The following is a 5,377-nucleotide window of genomic DNA, read 5'->3' as shown; positions in this document are numbered from 1 at the left end:
CCACAGCTCGTCGGGCGAGGTGACGCCGCCGGGCAGGCGGCAGGCCATGCCGACGATCACGATCGGGTCGGCGTCGTCGGCCGCGGCCCGCGGGGCGGGCAGCGGCGGGTCGGCGGGGGTGTCGAGGAGCTCGGCCAGCAGGTGCTCGGCGAGGGCCTGGGCGGTCGGGTAGTCGTAGACGGAGGTGGCGGGGAGCTTGAGGCCGGTGGCCGCGCCGAGCCGGGCGGGCAGCTCGACGGCGGTCAGCGAGTCGAAGCCGAGGTCGCGGAACTTGCGGTCCGGGGCGACGGCGGAGCGGTCGGCGTAGCCGAGCACGGCGGCGACGTGGGTGCGGACGAGGTCGGTGAGCAGGGCGGTGCGCTCGGCCGGGGTGAGGGCGCGCAGGCGGCCGGTGAGCTCGGAGGCGGCGCTCGCGTAGTCGCGGCGGGCCGCGGCGGCGGCCTCAAGGGCGGGCCGGGCGGCCGGGAGGTCGCGCAGCAGCGGGTTGCCGCGCAGGCCGACCAGGCTCTCCAGGACCTGCGGCTGCGTCAGGTCGAGCAGCACGAGCGCCGGGGCCGGGCGGGTGACGGCCTGGCGCAGCGCGGCCAGGGCGAGCTCGGGGTGCAGGGCGGGGACGGCGGCGCGCTGGGTGCGGCCGTCGTCCTCGGCCGGGGCGCCCGCGTCGGGGCCGGTGTACTCGGCGCCGATCCAGGCGCCCCAGGCGATCGAGGTGGCGGGCAGGCCCTCGGCGCGGCGGCGCTGGGCGAGCGCGTCCAGGACGGCGGCCGGGCCGGCCAGGGTGGCGCGGCCGGGGGTGCCGACGGCGCCCGCGACGGAGGAGCAGAGCACGAAGGCCGTCAGGTCGAGGCCGCGGGTCAGCTCGTCGAGGTGGAGGGCGGCCCCGGCGCGGACCCGGTGGACGGCGGCGAGGCGCTCGGGCGTCAGGTCGTCGAGGACGCCGTCGTCGACCGTGCCCGCCGCGTGGACGACGGCGGTGAGCGGGTGTTCGGCGGGCACGGCGGCCAGCAGGGCGGCGAGCGCGTCGCGGTCGGCGGTGTCGCAGGCGACGGCGCGGGCGTCGGCGCCGAGGGCCGCGAGGTCGGCGAGGAGTTCGGCGGCGCCGGGGGCGTCGGGGCCGCTGCGGCCGGCGAGCAGCAGGTGGCGGACGCCCCGCGTGGTGACCAGGTGGCGGGCGAGTTCGGCGCCGAGGGTGCCGGTGCCGCCGGTGATCAGGACGGTGCCGTCGGCGGCCCAGGGGCGCGGGACGGTGAGCACGATCTTGCCGGTGTGCCGGGCCTGGGCCATGTACCGGAAGGCCTCGCGGGCGCGGGTGACGTCCCAGCAGGTGAGCGGGAGGGGCTGCAGCGCGCCCTGTTCGAACAGCTCGACCAGGTCGGCGAGCATCCGCCCGATCCGCTCGGGCCCGGCCTCCTGGAGGACGAAGGCCTGGTAGCGGGCGCCGCCGTGGGCGGCGGCGACCTCGGCGGGGTCGCGGACGTCGGTGCGGCCCATCTCGATCAGCCGTCCGCCGGGCCCGAGGAGGCGCAGCGAGGCGTCGACGTACTCCCCCGCGAGGGAGTTGAGGACGACGTCCACGCCTTCGCCGCCGGTGGCGGTGCGGAAGCGCTCCTCGAAGTCGAGGGTGCGGGAGGAGGCGATGGCGGTGTCGGGCAGGCCGTCGGCGCGCAGGAGGTGCTGCTTGGCCTCGCTGGCGGTGCCGTAGACCTCGGCGCCCCAGAGGCGGCCGAGCTGGGTGGCGGCCATGCCGACGCCGCCGGTCGCGGCGTGGACGAGGAGGCGTTCGCCTTCCCGGAGGTCGGCGAGGTCGCGCAGGGCGTAGTAGGCGGTGAGGAAGACGACCGGGACGGAGGCGGCCTGGGCGAAGGTCCAGCCCCGGGGGACGCGGGCGAGCACGCGGTGATCGGCGACGGCGAGCGGGCCGAACCCGCCGGTGACCATGCCCATGACGTGGTCGCCGACGGCGAGTCCGGTGACGCCGGGGCCGAGTTCGCGCACGACTCCGGCGGCCTCGGCGCCGAGGAAGCGGGCGCCGCCGGGGTACATGTCGAGGGCGTTGAGGACGTCGCGGAAGTTGAGGCCGGCGGCGCGGACCTCGATGCGGACCTCGCCCTCGGCGAGCGGTGCGGCCGCGTCGGGGCTCGGCAGGAGTTCGAGGTTGTCGACGGTGCCCTTGGTGCGGATGTCGAGGCGCCACGGGCCGTCGGGCACGGGCAGCGGCCCGGCGGTGTGGGCGCGGGCCAGGCGGGGGGCGTGGGCGGTGCCGTGGCGCAGGGCGAGCCGGGGTTCCCCGGTGGCGAGCGCGGCGGGCAGGGCGCGCCAGGAGGCGGGGTCGTCGTCCAGATCGGCGAGGACGATGCGGCCGGGGTGCTCGCTCTGGGCGGAGCGGACCAGGCCGTGGACGGCGGCGGCGGGCAGGTCGTGGACGTCCTCGGCGGGGTCGGCGGCGACGGCGCGGCGGGTCAGGACCAGCAGGGGACGGTCCTCGGCGAGCTGGTCCTGGAGGACGGCGAGGGCGCGTTCGAGAGCGGCGAGCGGGTCGTCGCCGCTCGGCTCCACGACCGTCAGATCGGCGTCGGCGGCGTCCGTCAGGGTGACGCCCGCCTCGGCGAGGGCCGCCGCGTGGGCGGGCGGCTCGCCGAGGACGGTCCAGCGGGCGGGGGCCGGCCCCGGCTCGGGGAGGGTCAGGGCCGGCCAGTCCAGGTGGAAGAGCGCCTCGCGGGCCACCCGGGCGGCCGGGTCGAGGGCGCCCTCGGCGAGCGGGCGCACGGCCAGGGCCTCGATGGCGGCCACCGGCCGACCGGCCGGGTCGGCCATCGCGACGGACACCGCGTCGGGCCCGGCCGGGGTGAGCGTCACCCGCAGCGCGGTGGCCCCGGCGGCGTGGAGCGTGACGCCGGTCCAGGCGAAGGGCAGCCCGGGACGGCCCGCCAGCGGGCCGAGCCCGGCGGGGTGCAGGGCGGCGTCGAGGAGGGCGGGGTGCAGGCCGTAGCGGGCGGCGTCGGCGCGGGCCGGCGCGGGCAGCTCGACCTCGGCGTGGACGGTGTCGCCGAGACGCCAGGCCGCGCGCACGCCCTGGAACACCGGGCCGTAGCCGTAGCCCTGTTCGCGCAGGCCCGGGTAGAAGCCGTCGACGTCGATCGGCTCGGCGCCGGCGGGCGGCCAGGCGGCGGCCGTCGGCGCGGGTTCGGCCCCCGCGGGGGCGAGGATGCGGTCGGGGGCGACGCCGCCGTCGGCGTGCCGGGTCCAGCCCTCGGGCGCGTCCGCGTCGGCGGGGCGGGTGTGCAGGGCGACCGGGCGGCGGCCCGTGTCGTCGGGGGCGCCGACCTCGATCTGCACCTGGAGCGCGCCGCGCTCGGGCAGCAGGACCGGCGCGTGCAGGGTCAGTTCCTCGATGCGTCCGCAGCCGAGCTCGTCGCCGGCCCGGACGACCGCCTCGACCAGCGCGGCGCCGGGCACCACGACGGTGCCCGCGACGGCGTGGTCGGCGAGCCACGGGTGGGTGTGCAGCGACCAGCGGGCGGTGGCCACCAGCCCGCCGCCCTGGGCAAGTTCGACAGCGGCGCCGAGCAGCGGGTGCTCCGGCGCGGCCAGGCCCGCCGTGGTGACGTCGCCGCCGGTGCCGCCGGGGCGCGGCCAGTAGCGCTGCCGCTGGAACGGGTACGTCGGCAGCTCGGTGGCGCGCGCGCCGGTGCCGGCGAACAGGAGGTCCCAGTCCACCCGGGCGCCGTGGTTGCGGGCGTCGGCGAGGGCGAGCAGGAAGCGGCCGGGGCCGCCCTCGTCGCGGCGCAGCGTGCCGAGGGCGGCGGCGGGCAGGCCGCCGTCCTCGATGGTCTCCTGGACGCCGGTGGTCACCACGGGGTGCGGGCTGACCTCGACGAACACCCGGTGGCCCGCGGCCAGCAGGGTGCGGGTGGCCTGCTCGAACTCCACGGTGTGACGCAGGTTGCGGTACCAGTAGGCGGCGTCGAGTCCGGCGGTGTCGATCACGGCGCCGGTGACGGTCGAGCAGAACGGGACGTCGGCGCTGCGCGGGGTGATCGGCGCGAGGAGGTCGAGCAGCTCGTGCTCGATGCGCTCGACGTGCGCGGAGTGCGAGGCGTAGTCGACGGGGACGCGGCGGGCCCGGACGCCGGCCCGCTCGCAGTCGGCGATCAGCTCCTCCAGGGCCTCGGGGTCGCCCGAGACCACCACCGAGCCGGGGCCGTTGACGGCCGCGACGGAGATGCGCTCGTCCCAGCGGGCGAGGCGCTCGCGGACGGCGGCGACCGGCTCGGCCACCGAGACCATGCCGCCGAGGCCGGCGAGCCGCCGGATCGCCCGGCTGCGCAGGGCGACGACGCGGGCCGTCGTCCAGGGAGAGCGCGCCGGCCACGCACGCGGCGGCGATCTCGCCCTGGGAGTGGCCGAGCACGGCGGCCGGTTCGACGCCGTGCGCGCGCCACAGTTCGGCGAGCGACACCATGACGGCGAACAGCACGGGCTGCACGACGTCGACGCGGTCGAAGCCGGGTGCGCCGGGCTCGCCGCGCAGGACGCCGGTCGCCGACCAGTCGGTGAACGGTTCGAGGGCCGCCGCGCACTCGGCGAAGCGCTGCGCGAACACCGGTGCGGTGTCCAGGAGTTCGACGGCCATGCCGGCCCACTGGGAGCCCTGGCCGGGGAACACGAACACCGGTGCGCCGTCCCCCGCGGCCTGTCCTTCCAGGACGGCGGGGGTGGCGCGGCCGTCGGCGAGCGCGTCCAGGCCGTCCAGGAGCCCGGCCCGGTCGGGCGCGACGACGGCGGCCCGGTGCTCCAGGGCGGCGCGGGTGGTGACGAGGGAACGGGCGACGTCGTCCGGGGCGGGCTCGGCCGCACGGACGTGGGCGGCGAGGCGGCGGGCCTGCTCGCGCACGGCCTCGGGGCTCCGGGCGGAGAGCAGCCAGGGCAGCGGGCGGCCGGCGGCCGGGCGCTCGGGCAGCGGCTCGGGCTCGGGGGCCGCTTCGAGGATCACGTGGGCGTTGGTGCCGCTCACGCCGAACGAGGAGACGCCGGCGCGCGGCGGCCGTCCGGTCTCGGGCCACGTGCGCGCCTCGCTCAGCAGCTCGACGGCGCCGGCGGTCCAGTCGACCTGCGCGGTCGGCCCGTCGATGTGCAGGGACTTCGGGAGCTCGCCGTGCTGCATCGCGAGCACGGTCCTCATCACGCCCGCGACGCCGGCGGCGGCCTGGGTGTGGCCGAGGTTGGACTTCACCGAGCCCAGGAGCAGCGGGTGTTCGCGCTCCTGGCCGTAGGTGGCGAGCAGGGCCTGGGCCTCGATCGGGTCGCCGAGGCGGGTGCCGGTGCCGTGCGCCTCGACGGCGTCGACCTCGGCGGGCGTCAGACCGGCGTCGGCCAG

The 5,377-nt window shown here is 78.6% G+C and carries 1 pseudogene; it reads right to left on the bottom strand.

Features of this window, described 5'->3' with window-relative positions:
- A pseudogene (locus tag ACFV4F_RS42115) lies at nucleotides 1–5,377 on the bottom strand (SDR family NAD(P)-dependent oxidoreductase); the annotation flags it as partial.

Origin of the sequence: Kitasatospora sp. NPDC059722, from assembly GCF_042733235.1 — a bacterium.
Taxonomy (GTDB): Bacteria; Actinomycetota; Actinomycetes; order Streptomycetales; family Streptomycetaceae; genus Kitasatospora.
Note: the sequence above shows the minus strand (reverse complement) of the source record. Positions and strands in the feature narration are given on the sequence as shown.